Annotated in this window: 17 protein-coding genes; 11 read left to right on the top strand and 6 right to left on the bottom strand. The window is 68.3% G+C overall.

Going from position 1 to position 20,863, the window contains the following annotated elements:
- Positions 1–5: 5 nt before the first annotated feature.
- Positions 6–1,628: an acyl-CoA dehydrogenase family protein gene (locus tag D7D52_RS03165; RefSeq protein ID WP_120734973.1), complete on the top strand. Its 1,623-nt coding sequence runs from the start codon at positions 6–8 to the stop codon at positions 1,626–1,628.
- Positions 1,629–1,871: 243 nt separating this feature from the next.
- Here D7D52_RS03165 and D7D52_RS03160 read toward each other — a convergent pair whose 3' ends face one another.
- The gene (locus D7D52_RS03160; protein ID WP_120734972.1) at positions 1,872–2,063 is read right to left on the bottom strand and encodes a helix-hairpin-helix domain-containing protein; all 192 of its coding nucleotides are present in this window, start codon (positions 2,061–2,063) and stop codon (positions 1,872–1,874) included.
- A gap of 69 nt (positions 2,064–2,132) precedes the next feature.
- Here D7D52_RS03160 and D7D52_RS03155 point away from each other — a divergent pair, with 69 nt between their 5' ends.
- Complete coding sequence (locus D7D52_RS03155; protein WP_162958147.1) at positions 2,133–3,212, top strand: CaiB/BaiF CoA transferase family protein; 1,080 nt, start codon at positions 2,133–2,135, stop codon at positions 3,210–3,212.
- A gap of 22 nt (positions 3,213–3,234) precedes the next feature.
- Here D7D52_RS03155 and D7D52_RS03150 read toward each other — a convergent pair whose 3' ends face one another.
- A complete protein-coding gene (locus D7D52_RS03150) occupies positions 3,235–3,639 on the bottom strand; it encodes a DUF3224 domain-containing protein (RefSeq protein ID WP_120734970.1) in 405 nt (134 codons plus the stop codon).
- A 197-nt stretch (positions 3,640–3,836) separates the two neighbouring features.
- Here D7D52_RS03150 and D7D52_RS03145 point away from each other — a divergent pair, with 197 nt between their 5' ends.
- Positions 3,837–4,316 carry a hypothetical protein gene (locus D7D52_RS03145; protein WP_162958146.1) on the top strand — a complete coding sequence of 160 codons (480 nt, stop codon included), beginning with the start codon at positions 3,837–3,839 and terminating at the stop codon, positions 4,314–4,316.
- A 62-nt stretch (positions 4,317–4,378) separates the two neighbouring features.
- Here the strand turns inward: D7D52_RS03145 and pcrA are convergent, their stop codons facing one another.
- A complete protein-coding gene (gene pcrA, locus D7D52_RS03140; protein ID WP_120734968.1) occupies positions 4,379–6,847 on the bottom strand; it encodes a DNA helicase PcrA in 2,469 nt (822 codons plus the stop codon).
- 336 nt (positions 6,848–7,183) lie between these two features.
- On the opposite strand from pcrA, the gene D7D52_RS03135 reads away from it, so the two are divergent.
- The gene (locus tag D7D52_RS03135; protein WP_120734967.1) at positions 7,184–7,489 is read left to right on the top strand and encodes a chorismate mutase; all 306 of its coding nucleotides are present in this window, start codon (positions 7,184–7,186) and stop codon (positions 7,487–7,489) included.
- A 210-nt stretch (positions 7,490–7,699) separates the two neighbouring features.
- On the opposite strand, the gene D7D52_RS03130 is transcribed toward D7D52_RS03135, so the two are convergent.
- A complete protein-coding gene (locus D7D52_RS03130) occupies positions 7,700–9,151 on the bottom strand; it encodes an NAD-dependent succinate-semialdehyde dehydrogenase (protein WP_120734966.1) in 1,452 nt (483 codons plus the stop codon).
- Between the two features lie 218 nt (positions 9,152–9,369).
- On the opposite strand from D7D52_RS03130, the gene pgi reads away from it, so the two are divergent.
- Positions 9,370–11,007 carry a glucose-6-phosphate isomerase gene (gene pgi, locus D7D52_RS03125; RefSeq protein ID WP_120734965.1) on the top strand — a complete coding sequence of 546 codons (1,638 nt, stop codon included), beginning with the start codon at positions 9,370–9,372 and terminating at the stop codon, positions 11,005–11,007.
- A gap of 183 nt (positions 11,008–11,190) precedes the next feature.
- Here pgi and D7D52_RS03120 read toward each other — a convergent pair whose 3' ends face one another.
- Complete coding sequence (locus tag D7D52_RS03120) at positions 11,191–12,156, bottom strand: M23 family metallopeptidase (protein ID WP_425464650.1); 966 nt, start codon at positions 12,154–12,156, stop codon at positions 11,191–11,193.
- A gap of 757 nt (positions 12,157–12,913) precedes the next feature.
- On the opposite strand from D7D52_RS03120, the gene sucC reads away from it, so the two are divergent.
- From sucC to purH, 6 genes are all read left to right on the top strand, one after another.
- Positions 12,914–14,080 carry an ADP-forming succinate--CoA ligase subunit beta gene (gene sucC, locus D7D52_RS03115; RefSeq protein ID WP_120734963.1) on the top strand — a complete coding sequence of 389 codons (1,167 nt, stop codon included), beginning with the start codon at positions 12,914–12,916 and terminating at the stop codon, positions 14,078–14,080.
- 15 nt (positions 14,081–14,095) lie between these two features.
- The gene (gene sucD / locus D7D52_RS03110; RefSeq protein WP_120734962.1) at positions 14,096–15,010 is read left to right on the top strand and encodes a succinate--CoA ligase subunit alpha; all 915 of its coding nucleotides are present in this window, start codon (positions 14,096–14,098) and stop codon (positions 15,008–15,010) included.
- 191 nt (positions 15,011–15,201) lie between these two features.
- On the top strand, positions 15,202–16,194 hold the full coding sequence (locus tag D7D52_RS03105; protein ID WP_120734961.1) for a DUF5336 domain-containing protein: 993 nt from the start codon (positions 15,202–15,204) through the stop codon (positions 16,192–16,194).
- Positions 16,195–16,330: 136 nt separating this feature from the next.
- Positions 16,331–17,833, top strand: coding sequence for a cell division protein PerM (locus D7D52_RS03100; protein ID WP_120734960.1), 1,503 nt, complete (start codon positions 16,331–16,333; stop codon positions 17,831–17,833).
- A 189-nt stretch (positions 17,834–18,022) separates the two neighbouring features.
- Positions 18,023–18,679 carry a phosphoribosylglycinamide formyltransferase gene (gene purN, locus D7D52_RS03095; RefSeq protein ID WP_187703187.1) on the top strand — a complete coding sequence of 219 codons (657 nt, stop codon included), beginning with the start codon at positions 18,023–18,025 and terminating at the stop codon, positions 18,677–18,679.
- Positions 18,676–20,250 carry a bifunctional phosphoribosylaminoimidazolecarboxamide formyltransferase/IMP cyclohydrolase gene (gene purH, locus D7D52_RS03090; RefSeq protein ID WP_120734958.1) on the top strand — a complete coding sequence of 525 codons (1,575 nt, stop codon included), beginning with the start codon at positions 18,676–18,678 and terminating at the stop codon, positions 20,248–20,250. The genes purN and purH overlap by 4 nt, the downstream gene beginning before the upstream one ends.
- A 130-nt stretch (positions 20,251–20,380) precedes the next feature.
- On the opposite strand, the gene D7D52_RS03085 is transcribed toward purH, so the two are convergent.
- Entirely contained in the window at positions 20,381–20,842 is a 462-nt protein-coding gene (locus tag D7D52_RS03085; RefSeq protein WP_120734957.1) for a hypothetical protein, read from the bottom strand.
- Between the last annotated feature and the right edge of the window lie 21 nt (positions 20,843–20,863).

Here is a 20,863-nt window from a genome sequence, read left to right as displayed (position 1 = left end):
CCGCCATGCACACCCACGACGTCTTCAACCAGGTCCCGCCGATCTTCCCGTTCGACAGCTCGCGCCACCCCGCGCTGATCGAGGGCCTGCACCGGGAAGGCGCGGGCTGGGCCGAGGACGAGGTGCGGGAGCTGGGACGGCTCGCCGGCGACCCGCGCACGCAAGAGTGGGGCCGGCTGGTCAACGAGAACCCGCCGGTGCTGCACACCCACGACCGGTTCGGCAATCGCATCGACGAGGTGGAGTTCCACCCGTACTGGCACAACCTCATGGAGGTCGCGGTCAGCCACGGCCTGCACGGGGCGCCGTGGCGCGACGACCGGCCGGGCGCCCACACCGCCCGCGCCGCAAAGCTTTTCGCGTGGGGCATGTCCGACGCCGGGCACATGTGCCCGATCTCCATGACCTACGCGGTGGTGCCGGCGCTGCGCCACAATCCGGAACTGGCCGCGAAATACGAGCCGCTGCTGGCGTCGCCGGTCTACGACTTCGGTCTGCGCGAACCCTCCAGCAAGGCCGGTCTCATCGCCGGCATGTCGATGACCGAGAAGCAGGGCGGCTCCGACGTCCGGGCCAATACGACCACGGCGACACCGCTGTCCGACGGCACCTACCGGATCGTCGGCCACAAGTGGTTCACCTCCCACCCCATGGGCGACATGTTCCTGACGCTGGCGCAGGCGCCCGGCGGACTGTCGTGCTTCCTGCTGCCGCGCGTGCTGCCCGACGGCACCCGCAACGCGCTGCGCATTCAGCGCCTGAAGGACAAGCTGGGCAACAAGTCCAACGCTTCCTCCGAACTCGAATACGAGAACGCCATCGGCTGGCTGGTCGGCCAGGAGGGCGCGGGGGTGAAGACCATCATCGAGATGGTCAACATGACCCGGTTGGACTGCGTGATCGGCTCGGCCACCGTGATGCGCACCGGGGCGGTGTTCGCCACCCATCACGCGCGCCACCGCAAGGCGTTCGGCAAGCACCTCGTCGATCAGCCCGCCATGCGAAACGTGCTGGCGGACTTGGTGATCGAGTCCGATGCCGCGGCCACCGTCATGATGCGACTGGCCGGCGCCACCGACCGCGCCGACAGCGATCCGGCCGAGGCGGCATTGCGCCGCATCGCGCTGGCGGTCACCAAGTACTGGGTGTGCAAGCGCGCGCCCGCGCACGCGGCCGAGGCGCTGGAATGCTTCGGCGGCAACGGATATGCCGAGGAATCCGGTATGCCGCGGCTGTACCGCGAGGCGCCGCTCATGTCCATCTGGGAAGGCTCCGGCAATGTGGCGGCGCTGGACGCGTTGCGCGCCATGGGGCGTCAGCCCGAGACGGTCGAGGCGTTCTTCGACGAGGTGAACCGGTCGCGCGGCGCCAACCGCTACCTGGACGACGCGATCGACCGGATCGGCAAGGAGCTCACCGACTTCGCCGATATCGAATACCGCGCACGCCGCATCGTGGAGCTCATGGCGCTGGTTCTGCAAGGCGCGCAGCTGGTGCGGCACGGCCACGCCGCGGTCGCGGACGCCTTCTGCACCACCCGATTCGGCGGCGACTGGGGCATCGCCTTCGGTACGCTGCCGACCGGCGTCGACACGGAGTCGATCCTCCAGCGCGCCTACGTCGACTGAAGGAAGGCCCAACTCTCGGGTGCTCTCAGGGGTTCCCCCTGAAACCCCGCCGCCGCGAAGGATAGTGGGGCGCTCAGGGGTTCCCCCTGAAACTCCGCCGCCGCGAAGAGTAGTTGGGGCGCTCAGGGGTTCCCCTGAAGCCCCGCTCAGAAAGGGGGCTCCGGGGCCCCTGAAACTTCTTCGCTGTGAAGGGCGGTCAGTGGGCTCTCCGGGTTCTCCTGAAACCCCGCAGTGCGGAGGCGGTCAGGCGAAATCCAGGCCCTGGGCGGTGAGGGCTTCGCGGAGGACGCGAATGGCCTTGGGGCCCATGCCGTGCAGGGCTAGGAGGTCGTGCTCGCGGGCTCCGGCCAGTTGTTCCACGCTGGTGTATCCGGCGGCGGTGAGGGCTCGGGTCGCGGGGGCGCCGATACCGCGCGGCCAGGTTGGATCGGTCATGGGCAGAGCCTAGTTCGAGGCGGTTGGGCGGGTGTGGCGTCTGGATGTAGAACGTGTTCTACTTTGGGGGTGAGCAAGGGACCTTTGGCGGGGGTGCGGATCGTCGAATTGGCGAGTATCGGGCCCGGGCCGCATGCGGGGATGATGCTGGCCGATCTGGGCGCGGACGTGGTGCGGGTGCAGCGGCCGGGCGATGGGTCGGCGGCCGGGCCGATGCGGGCGCAGTTGCGCGGGCGGACCATCGTGCAGGCCGATTTCAAGAACGCGGACGATATCGCCGCGGTGCGCGGGCTCATCGACAAGGCCGATGTGGTGATCGAGGGCTATCGGCCGGGTGTGGTGGAGCGGCTCGGGCTCGGGCCCGAGGAATCCCGGGCCCGCAATCCGCGGCTGATCTACGGCCGCATGACCGGGTGGGGTCAGGACGGGCCGCGGGCCGAGCGCGCGGGGCACGACATCAACTACATCGGACTCACCGGGGCGCTCAACGGCATCGGCCGCAAAGGCGAACGGCCCGTGCCGCCGATCAACCTGCTCGGCGACTACGGCGGGGGCTCGGTATTCCTGGTGCTCGGCATCGTCACCGCGCTCTACGAGCGAGAACGCTCGGGCCAGGGGCAAGTGGTGGACGCGGCCATGGTGGACGGCGTTCTCACACTGGCGCATTCGATCTGGATCCTGAGCCAGGGCGGCGTCTGGTCCGACGAGCGCGGCGCCAATCTTCTCGACACCGGCATGGCCTGGTACGACACCTACCGGACCGCCGACGGCAAACACCTGGCGGTGGGCGCGTTCGAGCCGCAGTTCTACGCCGAACTGCTGCGGGTGCTCGAACTCGACCCGAAAACCCTGCCGCACCAAATGGATCCGGCCGGCCAGGACATACTGCGCAAGACGTTCACCGATATCTTCGCCACCAAGACCCAGGACGAATGGGCTGCCCTGTTCGACGGCGTCGACGCCTGCGTCACACCTATTCGCACCTGGACCGAGGCCGCCCGGGACGAACACCTGCGCGCCCGCGGATCGCTGATCGACGTCGACGGCATCCTGCAACCCGCCCCCGCTCCCCGGTTCTCCCGCACGCCACCGGCGACACCCGAACCGGCGCCGGCGCAATTCACCCCGATCGGCGAGGTCTGGACGTAGCGTCAGCCGTGTCCGCGCGGCATCACTCGAACCAGTAGTCGAGCCAGATCTGGGCGCCCTCACCGAGATTGGCGGTGAACCCGCCCTCGCCGCGCAGGCCGGTCAGGTCGCCGGTGCCCGAGCCGGGGATGACGAACCATTCGCCGCGGACGATGTTCTCCGCGACCGAGCCCTGATCCTGGAGCAGGAAGGTGCCGGATTTGCCGTCGACCGCACCGGTGATGCGTTCGATTCCCACGAAACTGGCGGTGCCGTCGGCATTGGCGGACTGCAGGAATTCCACCACGCCGTCGGCCTCGATACCGCCGGAGAAACTCTCCTCCACGTGAATTCGGGTGAGCACCGGACCCTGCTCGGGCTCGTCATAGGCCACCGGTTCGTACTTGTGGACCGTGATGGTGCCCTCGGCGCGGAACTTCTCGGTCATGTCCTGCCTTCTGTCGTGCCGGCGGCGTCGCTCGACGCCATCGCTATCTTGCTCCAGCAGAACGGATTTCGCTCATAGCGTGTCCGATTTGCGTAATTTTTGAACTATCCAGAAGGGTTGTTTATCGATTGTCGAATTCTACTGATCGATCGAATGCCCCTGGTGGGCACGAGTTCCGATGTCTATGGTCGAAGATCATGAACGCACGTACATTTCTCGGCGCGGCCGTGGCGGCGGTGGCGCTCATGATCACCGGCAATCCGATGGCGTCCGCCGATATCGGGCTCACCGAAGCCAACAATGCCGATTTCCTCGACGGGGACACCCTCTACTTCTCCGATTGGCTGGGCACCAGCAACTGTGCCATTCACGCCAACGGCGACGTGGGCTGCGACCTCGGCCCCGGCAACAAGCTGTGGGGCCTCGTCCCGATCAGCGACATCTCCATCGACGCCGCATTCCTGCCCGCCCACCCCACCTTCGGGCTCGGCGGACAGCACGGCCGGCCCGGCAGCCGCTGGATCACCGACGTGCCGCGCGACGCGAACGTCTACCAGGGCACCCGAATCGACTACGCGGGCGTCACCTGCATCGGCGGACTGCCGCACGGTGGCGGGCTCAACTGCACCTCGAAGGGCCACAAGTTCACCCTCGGCGACAACACGCAGATCTCCTGACCGCCACCGCTGGGCCGCGCGGACCGAACCGCCGGCCCAGCGGCAGCGACGGGCCCGAACGATCAGAGTTTGGTGAGGGTTCGGCTGTACTGGGGGATGAGACGGATCTTGCCCGCGGTGCCGAAGTCGATGGTGACCGTCGCCAGGGAACCGAAGCCCTCGGCGGCGATCACTCGGCCCAGACCGTATTTGTCGTCGTTGACGCGGTCGCCCACGGCCAGCACCAGACCGGCGTTGTTCTTCTTTCCCGCGGCGGCGGGGGCCGGACGGCGTTCACCGCGGCCACCGAGACCGGGACGTGACTCCGACCAGCCGTCGCCGCGGGTCCAATCCCGTTCCAGGCCATCGTCATCACCACGACGGCGGAAGCCGCGCGAGGTCTGCGACGGCGCGGGCTCGAGCCGCCGCCAATCCAGCAGATGACCCGGAATCTCCTGCAGGAAGCGGGATTCCGGATTCGACACCGGCTGACCCCAGCCGGAGCGGACGACCGCGCGGGTCAGATACAGGCGCTGGCGGGCGCGGGTGATGCCGACATAGGCGAGGCGGCGCTCCTCCTGCAGCTCGGTGGGGTCGCCCAGCGCCCGCATGTGCGGGAATTGGCCGTCCTCCCAACCGGTCACGAACACCACGGGGAACTCGAGGCCCTTGGCGGTGTGCAAGGTCATCATGGTGACCATGCCCGAACCCTCCTCGGGAATCTGATCGGCATCGGCCACCAGCGAGACCCGTTCCAGGAACGCGGCCAGCGAACCGGGCTCCGGCTCACCCTCGGCCTGCTCGGGCAGCATGCCCTCCGCCCGCGCGGCCTCCACATTGTTGCGCGCCTCGGAACTGAATTCGCGTGCGACGCTGACCAATTCGTTGAGGTTGTCCAGACGCGCGCCGTCCTGCGGATCGTCGGACGCCTCCAGTTCGGCGCGGTAGCCGGTGCGATCCAGCACCGCCTCGACCACCGAACCGACATCCGGGAAGTCCATATCGGCCTGGGCGCCCGCCGCGCGGATCTCCTCCAGCAGCTCCAGGAAACCGGCGATGGCCCGCTGCGAGCGGGTGTTGAGCAACGCCACCTTGCCCTCGGCCGCATCCCGAAGCGCCTGTGCGAAACCGATATTGCGTTGCTCGGCATGCACCGCCACACACGCCTCCGCGCGATCGCCGATGCCGCGGCGCGGAGTGTTGAGCACCCGGCGCAGGCTCACCGCATCGTCCGGATTCTCCAGCACCCGCAGGTAGGCCACGATGTCGCGGACCTCCTTGCGCTCGTAGAAGCGAACCCCGCCGACCACCTTGTAGGGCAGGCCCATGCGGATGAAGATCTCCTCCAGCGCGCGAGAGTTGTTGTTGGTGCGGTAGAAGACGGCCACGTCCGCGTAGTTGGCGTCGCCCTGATCGACCAGCCGGTCGATCTCCTTGGCCACGAACATGGCCTCGTCGTGCTCGTTGTCGGCCACGTAGCCGACGATCAGATCACCGTCGCCCTGATCGGTCCACAGCTTCTTGTCCCGCCGGCCCTCGTTGCGGGCGATTACCGCGTTGGCGGCGGTCAGGATGTGCTGGGTGGAGCGGTAGTTCTGTTCCAGCAGAATGGTTTCCGCGTCCGGGAAATCCCGCTCGAACTCCTCGATATTGCGGATGGTCGCGCCGCGGAAGGCGTAGATCGACTGATCCGCGTCACCCACCACGCACAGCTCCGACGGCGGCACCCGATCCTGCGTGTCCGCGGCCTCGGGCTCGTCGCCCCACAGGTTGCGGTGATGGCCGACCAGTTCCCGCACCAGCACGTACTGGGCGTGGTTGGTGTCCTGGTACTCGTCGACCAGCACGTGCCGGAAGCGGCGGCGGTAGTACTCGGCCACCTGCGGATGCCGCTGCAGGATCGACACCGTCTCGCCGATCAGATCGTCGAAATCCAGGGCGTTGGCCGCGCGCAGCCGGCGCTGGTACTCGTCGTAGACGCGGGCCGCCAGCCGCGGCAGCTCGGCCTCCTCGGTGGCGGCGTCGGCGGCGGCCTGCTCGGGATCGATGAGCTCGTTCTTGAGATTGGAGATGGCGGTGGCCAGCAGGCGCGGCGTGTACTTCTTCGCGTCGATGTCGAAATCGCGAATGATCATGCCCAGCAGGCGGCGTGAATCGTCGGCGTCGTAAATGGAGAAGTTGGAGTTCATCCCCGGCAGCAGCGACGCCTGTGTGCGCAGGATGCGCACGCAGCTGGAGTGGAAGGTGGACACCCACATCCCGGCCGCACGCGGACCGACCAGCCCCGCCACCCGCTCGCGCATCTCGGCGGCGGCCTTGTTGGTGAAGGTGATGGCCAGGATCTCGCCCGGGCGCACACCCCGCGCGTCCAGCAGATAGGCGATACGACGGGTCAGGACCGCGGTCTTGCCCGACCCGGCCCCCGCCACGATCAGCAGCGGAGTGCCGGTGTGCATCACCGCGGCGCGCTGTTGTGGATTCAATCCCTCGAGCAACGCCTCGCCACCCCGTGCTCGGGTCATCTGCCCGTCCTGTGCCACCGTCGTATTCATCGCCCATCCACGCTACCGGCGCGCACCGACAGCCGACGGGCGGGTTCGCACAGGTGTCCGATAAGTGCCGGTCCGGCGAACTCCCAGTGACCTCGGCTCGGTGCTGAGAATTTCCCTAGATTCCCAAACGTACCTGTTTTGCACCGGTGACCACCCGTGGCACACTCGTCGAGTGACCGGCTCGATGGCGACGCATTGCACCTGAGCCCAACCATGGGGGGACAATGCGTGGGGGACAATGTATGGCCAACAGGTCTGATTCTTGGTGAGGAACCGATCGGTAACAGGATGGGTCCACCCGCCGATCGACGTTCTGGACCACGAGGAGTTGAAAGTATGAGCATCTCGACGACGGGACATTCCGAGTCTGCCACCGGTTCGGAATCCGCCCTGCCCTCCGAGGCCGAGATCGAAAAGCTGCGGCTGGAGATCGACAAGCTGGACGCCGAGATCCTCGCGGCCATCAAACGCCGCACGGAGGTCTCGCGCATCATCGGGCGGACGCGAATGGCCAACGGTGGGCCGAAGCTCGTGCACTCCCGCGAGATGAAGGTGCTGGAGCGCTTCAGCGAGCTCGGCCAGGAGGGGCACACCCTGGCGATGCTGCTGCTGCGCCTGGGCCGCGGCCGGCTGGGCCATTAACAACTCTCGTAACTCTCAGGGGCTTCGCCCCTGAAACCCCCGGACCTACCGCTTCGGGAGCGTCCGTTAACGCCGAGCACCGACCGGTCGATACACCGGGCGGTGCGGGTTCGCGCGTGCCCACAGATCACGCTGCATGCGTGCCACGGATGCAGCATCCCCAGGCCGCCCCGGGTGTCTCGACCCCGGGGCGGTTCTTTCATGCCGTGGCTAGGGCAGGGCGATGTACTTGGTGTTGAGGTACTCCTCGATGCCCTCGAAACCGCCCTCGCGGCCGAAACCGGACTCCTTCACGCCGCCGAAGGGCGCGGCCGGATCGGAGATGACGCCGCGGTTGACGCCGACCATGCCGGTCTCGAGACCCTCCGAGACGCGCAGGGCGCGATCCAGGCTGCGCGTGTAAACGTATGCGACCAGGCCGAATTCGGTGTTGTTGGCGGCGGCGAGGCCCTCCTCCTCGGTGTCGAAGCCGACGATCGGGGCGACCGGGCCGAACACCTCCTCACGCAGGATGCGGGCCGCGGGCGGGATATCGGTGAGGACCGTCGCGGGATAGAACCAGCCGGGGCCGCCGGGGGCCTTGCCGCCCAGCTCGACCCGGGCGCCCGCCGACACGGCGTCGTCGACCAGTTCGGTGACGGTGTCGAGCTGATCGGAGTTGATCAGCGGGCCCAGGGTGGTGTCGGGGTCGACGCCATTGCCGAGTTTGTACTCCGCCATGGCCGCCACCAGCTTGTCGGTGAATTCCTGGCGAACCGAATTGTGGACGTGGAAGCGATTCGCGGCGGTGCACGCCTCGCCGCCATTGCGCAGTTTGGCCAGCACCGCGCCCTGGACCGCCGCGTCGATGTCGGCGTCGTCGAACACCACGAACGGGGCATTGCCGCCCAATTCCATGGAGGTGCGCAGCAGGCCGTGCGCGGCCGACTCGACCAGTTTCTTTCCGACGCCGGTGGAACCGGTGAAAGTCAGCTTGCGCAGGCGCGGATCGTTGAGCAGCGGTGCGGTGACCGCGCTGGAATGCGAGGTGGTGACGACCGACAGGACGCCGTCGGGCAAGCCCGCCTGGGCGCACAATTCGGCCAGCAGCAGCATGGTCAGCGGCGTCGCGCTCGCGGGCTTCACGATCATCGTGCAGCCGGCCGCCAGCGCCGGGCCGATCTTGCGAGTGCCCATGGCCAGCGGGAAATTCCACGGCGTGATCGCCAGGCAGGGGCCGACCGGCTGCTTGTGCACCAGAATCCGCCCGGTCCCGGCGGGGGCGCTCTGGTAGCGGCCGTGAACGCGGACCGCTTCCTCGCTGAACCAGCGGAAGAACTCCGCGCCGTAGCGAACCTCGTTGCGGCTCTCCGGCAGTGCCTTGCCCATCTCCAAGGTCATCAGCAGCGCGAACTCCTCGGCCCGCGCCGTGATCGCCTCGAACACCGCGCGCAGGATCTCCCCGCGCTGCCGGGCCGGGGTGGCCGCCCACTCGGCCTGCACCGCGACCGCCGCGTCGAGCGCACGCACGGCATCGTCGGGAGTCGCATCGGCCACCTGAGCGATCACCTCACCGGTGGCCGGATTGTGCACCGGGAACGTCGCACCCCCCGTGGCGTCCACCGGTCCGCCGATCCAGAGTTGCGTGGGAATGGACGACAAAAGTTCGTTTTCGGACACCATGCCAACAGCCTAGGTGGCGCGGGCGTGCTCGCACCGAGTCACGGGACATCCAGTTCGAACAGCCAAAAGGTTCGCGGCGCGTCTCGTTCTGGACTGAGCGGAGCGGGGGAGCGAAGCGGAGGAGCGGAGGGAGGGAAGAACGAGACCTCCAGCGCCGCGAACCCCGCCCGGAGCGAAGCGGAGGGCAAAATCAGCACAGCCGTTGTAACCTCGCCGGGGTGAGCAGCGACATCACCGCGTCGGCGGTCTGGCGGAAACTGCACGATCATCATGCGTCCATCGGGGCGCGGCATCTGCGGGAGTTCTTCGCGGAGGACCCGGGGCGGGGTGGTGAGCTGACGGTGCAGGTGGCGGATCTGCACATCGACTACTCCAAGCATCGGGTGACGCGCGAGACCCTCGATCTGCTGGTCGAATTGGCGCACACCGCCGGGGTCGAGCAGCGGCGCGACGCCATGTTCGCGGGCGAGCACATCAACACCTCCGAGGACCGCGCGGTCGGGCATGTGTGGCTGCGCCGGCCCGCCGGGCAGCCGCTCACCGTGGACGGGCAGGACGTCGAGACCGACGTGCACGAAGTGCTCAGGCGCATGGGCGAATTCACCGATCAGGTGCGCTCCGGAGCATGGCGCGGCGCCACCGGCGAACGCATCGCCACCGTGGTGAACATCGGCATCGGCGGCTCGGATCTGGGCCCGGCCATGGTGACCCTGGCGCTACGGCACTACGCGGACGCGGGCATCTCGGCGCGCTTCGTGTCGAATGTCGATCCGGCGGACCTGGTTTCGAAGCTGCAGGGGCTGGACCCCGCGACCACGCTGTTCATCGTCGCCTCCAAGACCTTCTCCACCCTCGAGACGCTCACCAACGCCACCGCGGCCCGTCGCTGGCTGGTGGCGGCGCTGGGCGAGGACGCGGTGGCCAAGCATTTCGTGGCCGTGTCCACGCACGCGCAGCGGGTCGCCGACTTCGGCATCGACACCGCCAATATGTTCGGCTTCTGGGACTGGGTGGGCGGACGCTATTCGGTGGACGCGGCCATCGGACTGTCGGTGATGGCGGTCATCGGCAAGGAGCGCTTCGCCGAGTTCCTCGACGGAATGCACCGCGTGGACGAGCATTTCAAGTCCGCGCCGCTGGCGCAGAACGGTCCGGCGCTGCTGGGTCTGCTGGGCGTCTGGTACTCGAACTTCTTCGGCGCGCAGTCGCGCGCGGTGCTGCCGTACTCCAACGATCTGGCCCGTTTCCCGGCCTACCTGCAGCAGCTGACCATGGAATCGAACGGGAAATCCGTTCGCGCGGACGGCACTCCGGTCTCGACCAGCACCGGCGAGATCTTCTGGGGCGAGCCCGGCACCAACGGCCAGCACGCCTTCTACCAGCTGCTGCACCAGGGCACCGTGCTGGCGCCCGCCGACTTCATCGGATTCGCCCGCCCCACCGACGATCTGCCCACCCTCGACGGCACCGGCAGCATGCACGACATCCTCATGTCGAACCTGTTCGCCCAGACCAAGGTGCTGGCCTTCGGCAAGACCGCCGAGGAGATCGCGGCCGAGGGCACCGATCCGAAGATCGTGCCGCACAAGGTGATGCCCGGCAACCGCCCCACGACGGCCATTCTGGCCCCCCAGCTGACCCCCTCCGTCCTCGGACAGCTCATCGCCCTGTACGAGCACATCGTCTTCACCGAAGGCGCGATCTGGGGCATCGACAGCTTCGACCAGTGGGGCGTCGAACTCGGCAAGGCCCAAGCCCTGGCCTTGGAGCCGCTGCTGACTTCAGCGGAAGAGCCCGCGCCCCAAGGAGATTCCTCCACCGACGAACTCATCGCCTGGTACCGCTCCAACCGCTGATCGAACACCGTCGACAGGCGTGCCCGAAGGGCACGCCTGTCGACGTTTTGCAGCACGCAACAACTGATTTCGTGAGTTTCCGGGTAACTCACCGGGTACGACCGAAATCGGTTCGGCTCCCAACCGCCGGCACGGGTGTAGGGCTGTCGACGGCTCTCTGCCGCCCGCTGAAGGCGCGGGAGCTCAGTCTCGTTCGGGGCCGAGGGAGATGCCTCGGGAGGCGAGCCAGGGCAGGGGATCGATCTTGTCGACGCCGTTGAGCCAGACCTCGAAGTGGCAGTGCGGGCCGGTGGAGAAGCCGCGGTTGCCGACGGTGGCGATCTGGTCGCCGGCCAGGACGCGCTGACCCTGGGAGACGGTGGCGGTGTCGATGTGGCCGTAGATGGTGACGGTGCCGTCGTCGTGCAGCAGGCGCACCCACATGCCGAAACCGGACGCGGGACCGGCCTCGAGGACGGTGGCGTCGGCGACCGCGTAAATGGGGGTGCCGATCGGGGCGGCGATATCCACGCCCTGGTGGGCGACGCCCCAGCGGACGCCGAAGCCGGAGGTGAAGGTGCCGTTGGCGAATCGCGTCCAGAGCGGGCGATTCTTCATCGCCTCCTGGTTGGCCATATCGGCCGCGAACTGCTTGCCCTTCTCCAGGATGTCGCTGAACTGGTCCAGGCTGGCGGGCGCGTTCGGGTTCACCACCTGCGGGGAGCCGGTGCCGGTGCCGTCGCCGCCGACCACCGAGGTGGCGGCGACCTCTTTGACCTGACCGGTCGCATAGTCGGCGGTATTCGTGTCGTGCCCGGCGGTCTCGATGGTGGCCTGGCCCGCGGCCACGACCGCGCCGGCCGCCACGGCGATGACCGCGGCGCGACCCTTGAGGGCGGTGGGCGGGGCGGGCACGCGGTGGGTGCCGCCCGCGCGGCGCTTGCCGCCGGAGCGGGTCGGGCGTGGCTCGTCGTCGACGGAATCCGCGTCGCGCGCGGTGCGATTCACGCGTGCGCCGTCACCGGAGAACTGCAGCTTCTCGCCGGACGCGGTCCGGAAGGTGTAAACCGGGCGATACTCGTCGGAGGGGGTGGGATCGGCGTTCGGATCCCAGTTGGTCCGCGACCGTGGGGCCCAGTCACTCGGATTCGGTGCGGCCCAGCCGTTCACGGTGGTCTGCGCGTTCCAGTCCGGTTCGGATCCGTGGCCGGACTCGTCCCACCGCTGGGTCTCGTTCCACTGCTGGTTCTGATCCCACTGCTGGTCGGCGGCCCATTCCGCACCGGAGTTCCACTGCGCGTCGTGCTGCCAGTCCGCGTCGGAGTTCCAGGCCTGGGTGGCGTCCCACTCGCCGTGTGCGACCGCGGTCTGCGAGGCGAAAGGAGCGTCGAAGCTCGTTGGGCCGCTGTAGTTCTCGGCGTCCTCGCGGTAGCGGTGGGCACGTCGGGGGCTGTGCTGCGTCAAGCCTGCCGTCCTCCTGTCCGTGACCGGGTTGTGACATCGACCGCAACGACGGTAACGAAACGATTGCGGCTCAGCAAGCGATGGACCTGGTTCGACACGCTGCTGTGACATTCATCACTATGGAGGCGGGAATGCGCTCACTGTGCTGGGGGTAACCCGGTGAGGTTGCGCAACTACTTTCTGTAGTAGTGAGCGTCACTCGTCCGGATTCGTGTGCACCACCTGGCACCCCGTCAACAAGCTACCGATGAGTAGCATTGACAAGGGCTTTTCGGAGCCTGGAGACAGTACCGTGACCTGCGCCACTTAGGCTGTATGCGGCTGATTTCCGCTCCATGTGACTGATTAGAGTCCGAGCCGACCCGCTGGCCCTTTCGAGTGACCTGCAAGCAGTCACTACGGGGCCGCCGACGGGCCGCCAACCAAGACGTTGTCACAACAACGCAGACGAGACGGTGAGTACATGGATCTCTTCGAATATCAGGCGAAGGAACTCTTCGTGAAGCACGGAGTGCCTTCGTCCGAGGGCCGCGTCACTGATACGGCTGAGGACGCGCGTGCGATTGCCGAAGAAATCGGCAAGCCGGTAATGGTCAAGTCGCAGGTCAAAGTCGGTGGCCGCGGCAAGGCCGGTGGCGTGAAGTACGCCGCCACCCCGGAGGACGCGTTCACCCACGCCTCCAACATCCTGGGCCTGGACATCAAGGGCCACATCACCAAGAAGGTCCTGGTCGCCGAGGCCAAGGACATCGCGGCGGAGTACTACATCTCCTTCCTGCTCGATCGCTCCAACCGCACCTACCTGGCCATGTGCTCGGTCGAGGGCGGCATGGAGATCGAAGAGGTCGCCGCCACCAAGCCCGATCGCCTGGCCAAGGTGCCGGTCGACGCGGTCAAGGGCGTGGACCTGGCCTTCGCCCGCAGCATTGCCGAGCAGGGCCACCTGCCGGCCGACATTCTGGATGCCGCGGCGGTCACCATCCAGAAGCTGTGGGAAGTGTTCATCAAGGAAGACGCGACACTGGTCGAGGTCAACCCGCTGGTGCGTACCCCCAACGACGAGATCCTCGCCCTCGACGGCAAGGTGACCCTGGACGAGAACGCCGAGTTCCGTCACCCCGACCACCTCGAGTTCGCGGACATCGACGCCACCGATCCGCTCGAGCTCAAGGCCAAGGAGAACGACCTCAACTACGTCAAGCTCGACGGCGAGGTCGGCATCATCGGCAACGGCGCGGGTCTGGTCATGTCGACCCTCGACGTCGTCGCTTACGCCGGTGAGAACCACGACGGTGTCAAGCCCGCCAACTTCCTCGACATCGGCGGTGGCGCTTCGGCCGCCGTCATGGCCGCCGGCCTGGATGTCATCCTGGGTGACGCCCAGGTCAAGTCCGTGTTCGTGAACGTCTTCGGTGGCATCACCGCCTGTGACGCGGTCGCGAACGGCATCGTCGGCGCGCTGCAGACCCTGGGCGACGCCGCCGCCAAGCCGCTGGTCGTCCGCCTGGACGGCAACAAGGTCGAGGAGGGTCGCAAGATCCTCGCCGACTTCAATCACCCGCTGGTGACTCTCGCCCAGACCATGGACGAAGGCGCCGACAAGGCCGCCGAACTGGCCGCGGCCAAGTAAAGGACACGAACCAACATGTCTATTTTCCTGAACAAGGACAACAAGGTCATCGTCCAGGGCATCACCGGCGGCGAGGGCACCAAGCACACCGCGCTGATGCTGAAGGCGGGCACCAACGTGGTCGGCGGCGTCAACGCGCGCAAGGCGGGCACCACCGTCAAGCACCTCGACTCCGACGGCAACGAGGTCGAGCTGCCGGTGTTCGCGTCCGTGGCCGAGGCCATGGAGAAGACCGGCGCCGACACCTCCATCGCCTTTGTGCCCCCGGCCTTCTCGAAGGACGCCATCATCGAGGCCATCGACGCGGAGATCCCGCTGCTGGTGGTCATCACCGAGGGCATCCCGGTGCAGGACACCGCGTACGCGTGGGCCTACAACGTGGAGAAGGGCAACAAGACCCGCATCATCGGCCCGAACTGCCCCGGCATCATCACCCCGGGTGAGTCGCTGGTCGGCATCACCCCGGCCAATATCGCGGGCAAGGGCCCGATCGGCCTGGTCTCCAAGTCGGGCACCCTGACCTACCAGATGATGTACGAGCTGCGGGACTTCGGTTTCTCCACCGCCATCGGCATCGGCGGCGACCCGGTCATCGGCACCACCCACATCGACGCTATCGAGGCGTTCGAGAAGGATCCCGAGACCAAGCTCATCGTCATGATCGGCGAGATCGGCGGCGACGCCGAGGAGCGGGCCGCGGCCTACATCCAGGCCAACGTCACCAAGCCGGTCGTCGGCTACGTCGCGGGCTTCACCGCGCCGGAGGGCAAGACCATGGGCCACGCGGGCGCGATCGTGTCCGGTTCGGCCGGCACCGCCCAGGCCAAGAAGGACGCCCTCGAGGCCGCCGGCGTGAAGGTCGGCAAGACCCCGTCGGAGACCGCGGCGCTCGCGCGCGAGATCCTGGAAAAGGCTTCCATCAGCGCGTAAAAGCTTCGCTGAGCAGCTGACTACGAAGGCCGCCTGTCGAATTCGACAGGCGGCCTTCGGGCGTTTTTCCGGCGTCGAATCGGGGATTGCGGTAAGGCCACGGCTGGTGGTAGATGGTGCCCCCGGCCGTCAAGTGCAGTAGCGTCGGGTGAGGTTCGTGAACCACTCACGACTCGATAGGAGACGACGACATGTCATACCCGACCGGGGGCTCGGGATACAACGCGCCCCAGCCGACGCCCTCCTCCACACCCGGATACGGCTCGCAGCCCGCAGGCGCTCCCGCTGCCGGTTCGGGAACGTCGCCCGTCGCGGGCAAGGGTCTGCCCTTCTTCCTGACGGTGGGCATCGCCGCGCTCGGCGTCATCAACTTCCTGCTGGGCTTCGCGCCCTACATCGGTGCCAAGTCCGTCGAGATCGCCGGCACCCGGGTCGGCGGCGACACCAGCGTCGGCCTGTTCGAGAGCCCGGGCACCGCGGCGCTGGTGACGCTGTTGCTGCTGGCCGGTCTGCTCGCGGCCGTATCGCTGCTGCCCAGGGCGAACACCAATACCGCACTGGTGGCGGCCGTTTCGGTGGCCGCGTTCCTGGCGATCCTGTTCAGCTCCTTCGACCTCGGCGACAGCGTGACGCTGAAGTGGGGCGGCTGGGTCATCCTGTTCCTGAGCTTCGTGCAGGCCGTGGCGGCCGTGCTGGCGCTGCTGTTCGAGATCGGCCTGGTCAAGGCGCCGGAGCCGAAACCGGCCGCGCCGCAGGGCGGTTACGGCCAGCAGCCGTTCAGCACCACCGGCCCGCAGTCCTACCAGCAGCCGTCCTTCGGCCAGCAGGGCGGCTACGGCCAGCAGCCGCAGCAGCCGTCGTTCGGCCAGCAGGGCGGTCAGCCGGGCTACGGTCAGCAGCCGTCGCACGGCCAGCAGGCCGGCTACGGTCAGCAGCCCGCCGGATACGGCACCGGTTCGCAGCCGACCTACGGTCAGCAGCAGCAGCCGTCGTACGGCCAGCAGCCGGGCTACGGTCAGCAGCCCTACGGTCAGCAGCCGCAGCAGCCCGCGGGCGGCGCGGAGGCCACCCAGCATTTCGGCGGCCAGGCGCAGCGTCCGGCCACCCCGTTCGGCGGCGAGCAGTCCGCGGATCCGTCGGCGGACGCCACCCGTGCGTTCCGTCCGGGTCAGGACGACAAGTAGGTCACCCGACCGCCTGATGATGTCAGTGGGAGCGGCCCCCGGTGAGTCACCGGGGGCCGTTCTCTTTGCCCTGTGCGCCGGCCCAACCGGCGCGCCTGACCCCCCGGTTTCCGAGATGCTGCCACGCTGGTTGTCCATGAGTGCCCCGAGAACTGCCCTGGCTCGCCTGAGCGACCCCGCCCCGCGGGAGTCGCCGGCGCCGCCGGTGCGGGGACGCGGCGGGGGTTTTGGATCGCTGACCCCCGAACGCGCCCGGGTGCTGATGCTGGTGGCCGCCCGGCCGTCGGCCGTCACCCTGCTGGTGATCTTCGTCCTGGTGTACGCCACCCTGTTCGCCGCGGGCAGCGGCATGAGCGGATCGTCGGGGGCCATCGCGGCGAGCTGGCTTGCGGTGCACCAGGTTCCGCTGGTGATCGGCAAGACCGGGATCGGCCTGTGGCCGCTGCTGCCCACGCTGGGGATGCTGTGGCTGGTGGCGCGGGAGAGCGCGGAGGCGTCCGGACCCGACTGCGAGACACGGGAACTGGGCTGGGTGATGGGCGCGGCCGTGGGCGGCCCGCTGCTGATCACCGCGGTGTGCCTGGCCGTCGCGGACGACGCGGCGGCGGTGGTGGCGTTGCAGCCGCCGGACACGCTGGCCGCCTTCGCCTGGGTGCTCGGCCTGAGCGCGCTGGCCGCGACGGTCGGCATCGGCGCGCGGCGCTGGCGGGACTTCGCGGACCTGCTGCCGATCCCCTTGCCGCACTGGGTGATTCCCGGCTTCCGAGCGGGCGCGACGGCGGTGGGCCGGCTCCTGGCCGCCGCGACCGCGCTGACCGTGGTCTCGTTCCTCGCGCACTGGTCGCGCATCGGCGACACCTACCACGCGGCCGGAAACCCCGCGGGCGCAGCGGGTTTGACGCTGCTGTCGCTGGCCTACCTGCCCAACGCGGCGGTGGACGCGATGAGTGTGCTGGTCGGCGGCCAGGTGCACATCGGGCCGGGCGCGCTGAGCCTGTTCCGCATCGACGGGGCCCCGGTGCCCGCGGTGCCGGTGACGGCGGCGGTGCCGTCGGGTCCGGTGGCGGTGTGGTGGCTGGCGTTGCTGGTGGCGCCCGCCGCGGTGGGCGTGCTGTCGGGGCTGGAATGCGGTCGGACGTCACGGGATCGGGCGACCGCGCCGTGGGCGACGCTGACCGCCGCGCTGGTGGCGGCGGTCGTCACCGCCCTGCTGGGCGCGGTGGCCGGCGGCGAGCTGGGCACCTTCGGCCGGATCGGGCCGGATGCGCTGGTGGCGGTGCTGGTGTTCGCGTGGCTGGCGCTGCCGGGCTATGTGGGCATGCTGGGCGCGCGCTGGTTCGGGGGCCCGGCTCCGGCGATCGTCGACGACGAGTACTTCGACGACAGCGAGTACTACTACGGAGACGACGAGTACGAGTACGACGACTACGAAGACGAATACGAGGACGATTACGACGACGAGGACCCCGCCCCCGCGGCCGGCGAGACCGGCGGCTGGTACGACGAGCACGATCATGATGATGCGCTGGAGGCCGAATTGGTGGATGACCAAGACGAGGCCGGGGGTGCGATGGACGACGCCGAGACCGGCGACATCGTCGATGCGGAGGTCGTCGAGACGGGCGAAGGTGACCGCTGATTTGGTGTGGCGGGGGTAACTCGTCGGGTACGTCCGAAATTGCCGGCGGCAGTCGACCGCCGGCACGGGTGCATGATGGGTCACGGCACCCGGCTGCCCGCTGAAGTTTCGGGGAGGCGGCGCAGCTACTCTTAGGCGGCGGCTTAGCCCGCTGTTTGTTTCCCGCTCCGATACCCAGGGAGTAGAGCGCTGACGTCCACGCCCGCCCCGTCGCTGCCGCCGACCGCGCCCGCGAGCATTGTCGTGCTGGCCTCCGGCACCGGTTCCCTACTGCGTTCCCTGCTGGAAGCGACTCGGCGCCCGGGTTATCCGGCCCAGGTGGTCGCGGTGGGGGTGGATCGCGACTGCGCGGCCGCCGAACACGCCGAGGCCTTCGACGTGTCCTCCTTCAAGGTCGCCCTCGGCGATTTCGCGGACCGCACCGAATGGGATCTGGCGCTGACCGAGATCGTCGCCGCCTTCCAGCCCGATCTGGTGGTGTCCGCCGGGTTCATGAAGATCCTCGGGCCCGCGTTCCTGGACCGCTTCGGCGGTCGCATCATCAATACCCATCCCGCGCTGCTGCCGGCTTTCCCTGGCGCGCACGGGGTGCGGGACGCGCTCGCCTACGGCGTGCGGGTCACCGGCTCGACCGTGCACCTGGTCGATTCGGGTGTGGACAGCGGGCCGATCCTGGCGCAGGAGGCGGTCGCGGTGCTGCCCGGCGACGACGAGGGCACGCTGCACGAGCGCATCAAGGTCGTGGAGCGGCGGCTGCTGGCGGAGGTCGTCGCCGCCGTCGCTACCCGAGGCATTGTCTCCGATGGACGAAAGGCAGTTATTCCAGATGAGCGAGTTCTCCGGTGAGTGAACGCAAGCCGATCAAGCGCGCCCTCGTAAGCGTCTACGACAAGACCGGTCTGATCGAGTTGGCCACGGGCCTGCATCAGGCGGGCGTGGAGCTGGTCTCGACCGGTTCGACCGCGGGCAAGATCGCCGAGGCCGGCATTCCGGTCACCAAGGTCGAGGACCTGACCGGATTCCCGGAGACCCTGGACGGTCGCGTCAAGACCCTGCACCCGCGCGTGCACGCCGGCATCCTGGCCGACACCCGCAAGGAGGAGCACGTCGACCAGCTCGTCGAGCTCGGCGTCGAGGCGTTCCAGCTCGTCGTGGTCAACCTGTACCCGTTCACCCAGACCGTGGCCTCGGGCGCGAGCGTCGACGAGTGCGTGGAGCAGATCGACATCGGCGGTCCGTCCATGGTGCGCGCCGCCGCCAAGAACCACCCGTCGGTCGCCGTCGTCGTGAACACCGGTGACTACGCCGAGGTGATCGCCGCCGTGCAGCAGGGCGGTTTCACCCTGCCGCAGCGGACCGCGTTGGCCGCCAAGGCTTTCCAGCACACCGCCACCTACGATGTGGCGGTCGCCAGCTGGATGACGAACGTCGCCGTCCCCGCCGCCGCGCCGGAATCCGAAGCGCCGCAGCAGTTCCCGGCCTGGATCGGCGGGACCTGGAACCGTGAGAACGTGCTGCGCTACGGCGAGAACCCGCATCAGGGCGCGGCGCTCTACGTCAACGAGGCCGGTCCGGCCGGGCTGGCGCAGGCGAAGCAGTTGCACGGCAAGGAGATGTCGTACAACAACTACACCGATGCCGATGCCGCCTGGCGCGCCGCCTACGACTTCGACGAGCCGGCCGTCGCGGTGATCAAGCACGCCAACCCGTGCGGCATCGCGGTCGGCGCGGATATCGCCGAGGCGCACCGCAAGGCGCACGCCACCGACCCGGTCTCCGCGTACGGCGGTGTGATCGCGGCCAACCGTGAGGTCTCCGTCGAGATGGCCGAGCAGGTCGCCGACATCTTCACCGAGGTCATCGTGGCGCCGTCCTACGCCAATGGCGCGGTGGAAGTGTTGCAGCGCAAGAAGAACGTGCGCGTGCTGGTGGCCGAGCCCGCCCAGCGCCGGGGCGCGGAACTGCGCCCGGTCAGCGGCGGCGTGCTGCTGCAGGACCGCGACATCCTCGACGCCGCGGGCGACAGCGCCGCCAACTGGACCCTCGCCGCGGGCGAGGCCGCCGACGAGGCCACGCTGCGCGATCTCGAATTCGCCTGGCGCGCCTGCCGGGCCGTGAAGTCCAACGCCATCCTGCTGGCCGACGCGGGCGCGGCGGTCGGCGTGGGCATGGGTCAGGTCAACCGGGTCGACTCCTGCAAGCTGGCCGTCGAGCGCGCCGGTGATCGGGCCAAGGGTGCGGTCGCGGCGTCGGACGCCTTCTTCCCGTTCTCCGACGGTCCGCAGATCCTGGTGGCCGCGGGTGTGCGCGCGATCGTGCACCCGGGTGGTTCGATTCGCGACAAGGACACCATCGAGCTCTGCCGCGAGGCCGGGGTCACGCTGTATCTGACGGGGTCGCGGCACTTCGCGCACTAGAGCTCCCGTCATTCCGGCGTGCTTTTGGCCGGAATCTACAGAGGCAGAATGGATCCCGGCCAAAAGCAGGCCGGGATGACGAAGGGGACACGGATCGTACTACGATTCGTGTCCCCTTTCGCGTCGGCGATTACTTGGCGCTCAATACTTTTCGGTCAGCCAGCGGAGCCTTCAACTGAATCTCCAAGGTCCCGAAGACGGCGATCATGGTGCACATCTTGCCGACCGCGTTGGGCAGCGTGCCGGATTTCAGGTCGACCGTGACGCTGGTGGAGTTCTCGACCACCGTGGCGTCGATGCCATAGCATTCCGGCGAGCCGGTCTGGAAGTTCACCGCGATCTTGTCCGCGCCCAGCCGCGTCCAGCTGTCGAAGGGGATGCTGTGCGGGCTGACAATGGTCGGATCCGCGGTGAAGGGTCGCCCGATCTGCCCGTTGGGTGCCTCGGTGGGCGCATCGGCCGTACTCGTCGCGGCCGTACTGGTTTTCGATTGCCCGCCGGAGCCGTCGGAGCTCCCGCAGGCGGCGAGGGTGAGCCCGAGCAGGGCGGCCCCGGTGGCGGCGATCAGGCGTCGTGCCCGTGTCCCGTACATGGCTGACACCCTAGTGTCCCG

This window comes from Nocardia yunnanensis (assembly GCF_003626895.1).
Taxonomy (GTDB): domain Bacteria; phylum Actinomycetota; class Actinomycetes; order Mycobacteriales; family Mycobacteriaceae; genus Nocardia; species Nocardia yunnanensis.
The sequence above is the reverse complement of the archived record's forward strand: the minus strand, read 5'-3'. Positions and strand labels throughout refer to the sequence as shown.

What these genes read in the sequence shown, in the direction of transcription:
- D7D52_RS03165 (WP_120734973.1), top strand. Translation starts at nt 6, where the DNA reads ATGCACACCCACGACGTCTTCAACCAGGTCCCGCCGATCTTCCCGTTC.
- D7D52_RS03160 (WP_120734972.1), bottom strand. Translation starts at nt 2,063, where the DNA reads ATGACCGATCCAACCTGGCCGCGCGGTATCGGCGCCCCCGCGACCCGA.
- D7D52_RS03150 (WP_120734970.1), bottom strand. Translation starts at nt 3,639, where the DNA reads ATGACCGAGAAGTTCCGCGCCGAGGGCACCATCACGGTCCACAAGTAC.
- D7D52_RS03145 (WP_162958146.1), top strand. Translation starts at nt 3,837, where the DNA reads ATGAACGCACGTACATTTCTCGGCGCGGCCGTGGCGGCGGTGGCGCTC.
- pcrA (WP_120734968.1), bottom strand. Translation starts at nt 6,847, where the DNA reads ATGAATACGACGGTGGCACAGGACGGGCAGATGACCCGAGCACGGGGT.
- D7D52_RS03135 (WP_120734967.1), top strand. Translation starts at nt 7,184, where the DNA reads ATGAGCATCTCGACGACGGGACATTCCGAGTCTGCCACCGGTTCGGAA.
- D7D52_RS03130 (WP_120734966.1), bottom strand. Translation starts at nt 9,151, where the DNA reads ATGGTGTCCGAAAACGAACTTTTGTCGTCCATTCCCACGCAACTCTGG.
- sucC (WP_120734963.1), top strand. Translation starts at nt 12,914, where the DNA reads ATGGATCTCTTCGAATATCAGGCGAAGGAACTCTTCGTGAAGCACGGA.
- sucD (WP_120734962.1), top strand. Translation starts at nt 14,096, where the DNA reads ATGTCTATTTTCCTGAACAAGGACAACAAGGTCATCGTCCAGGGCATC.
- D7D52_RS03105 (WP_120734961.1), top strand. Translation starts at nt 15,202, where the DNA reads ATGTCATACCCGACCGGGGGCTCGGGATACAACGCGCCCCAGCCGACG.
- D7D52_RS03100 (WP_120734960.1), top strand. Translation starts at nt 16,331, where the DNA reads ATGAGTGCCCCGAGAACTGCCCTGGCTCGCCTGAGCGACCCCGCCCCG.
- D7D52_RS03085 (WP_120734957.1), bottom strand. Translation starts at nt 20,842, where the DNA reads ATGTACGGGACACGGGCACGACGCCTGATCGCCGCCACCGGGGCCGCC.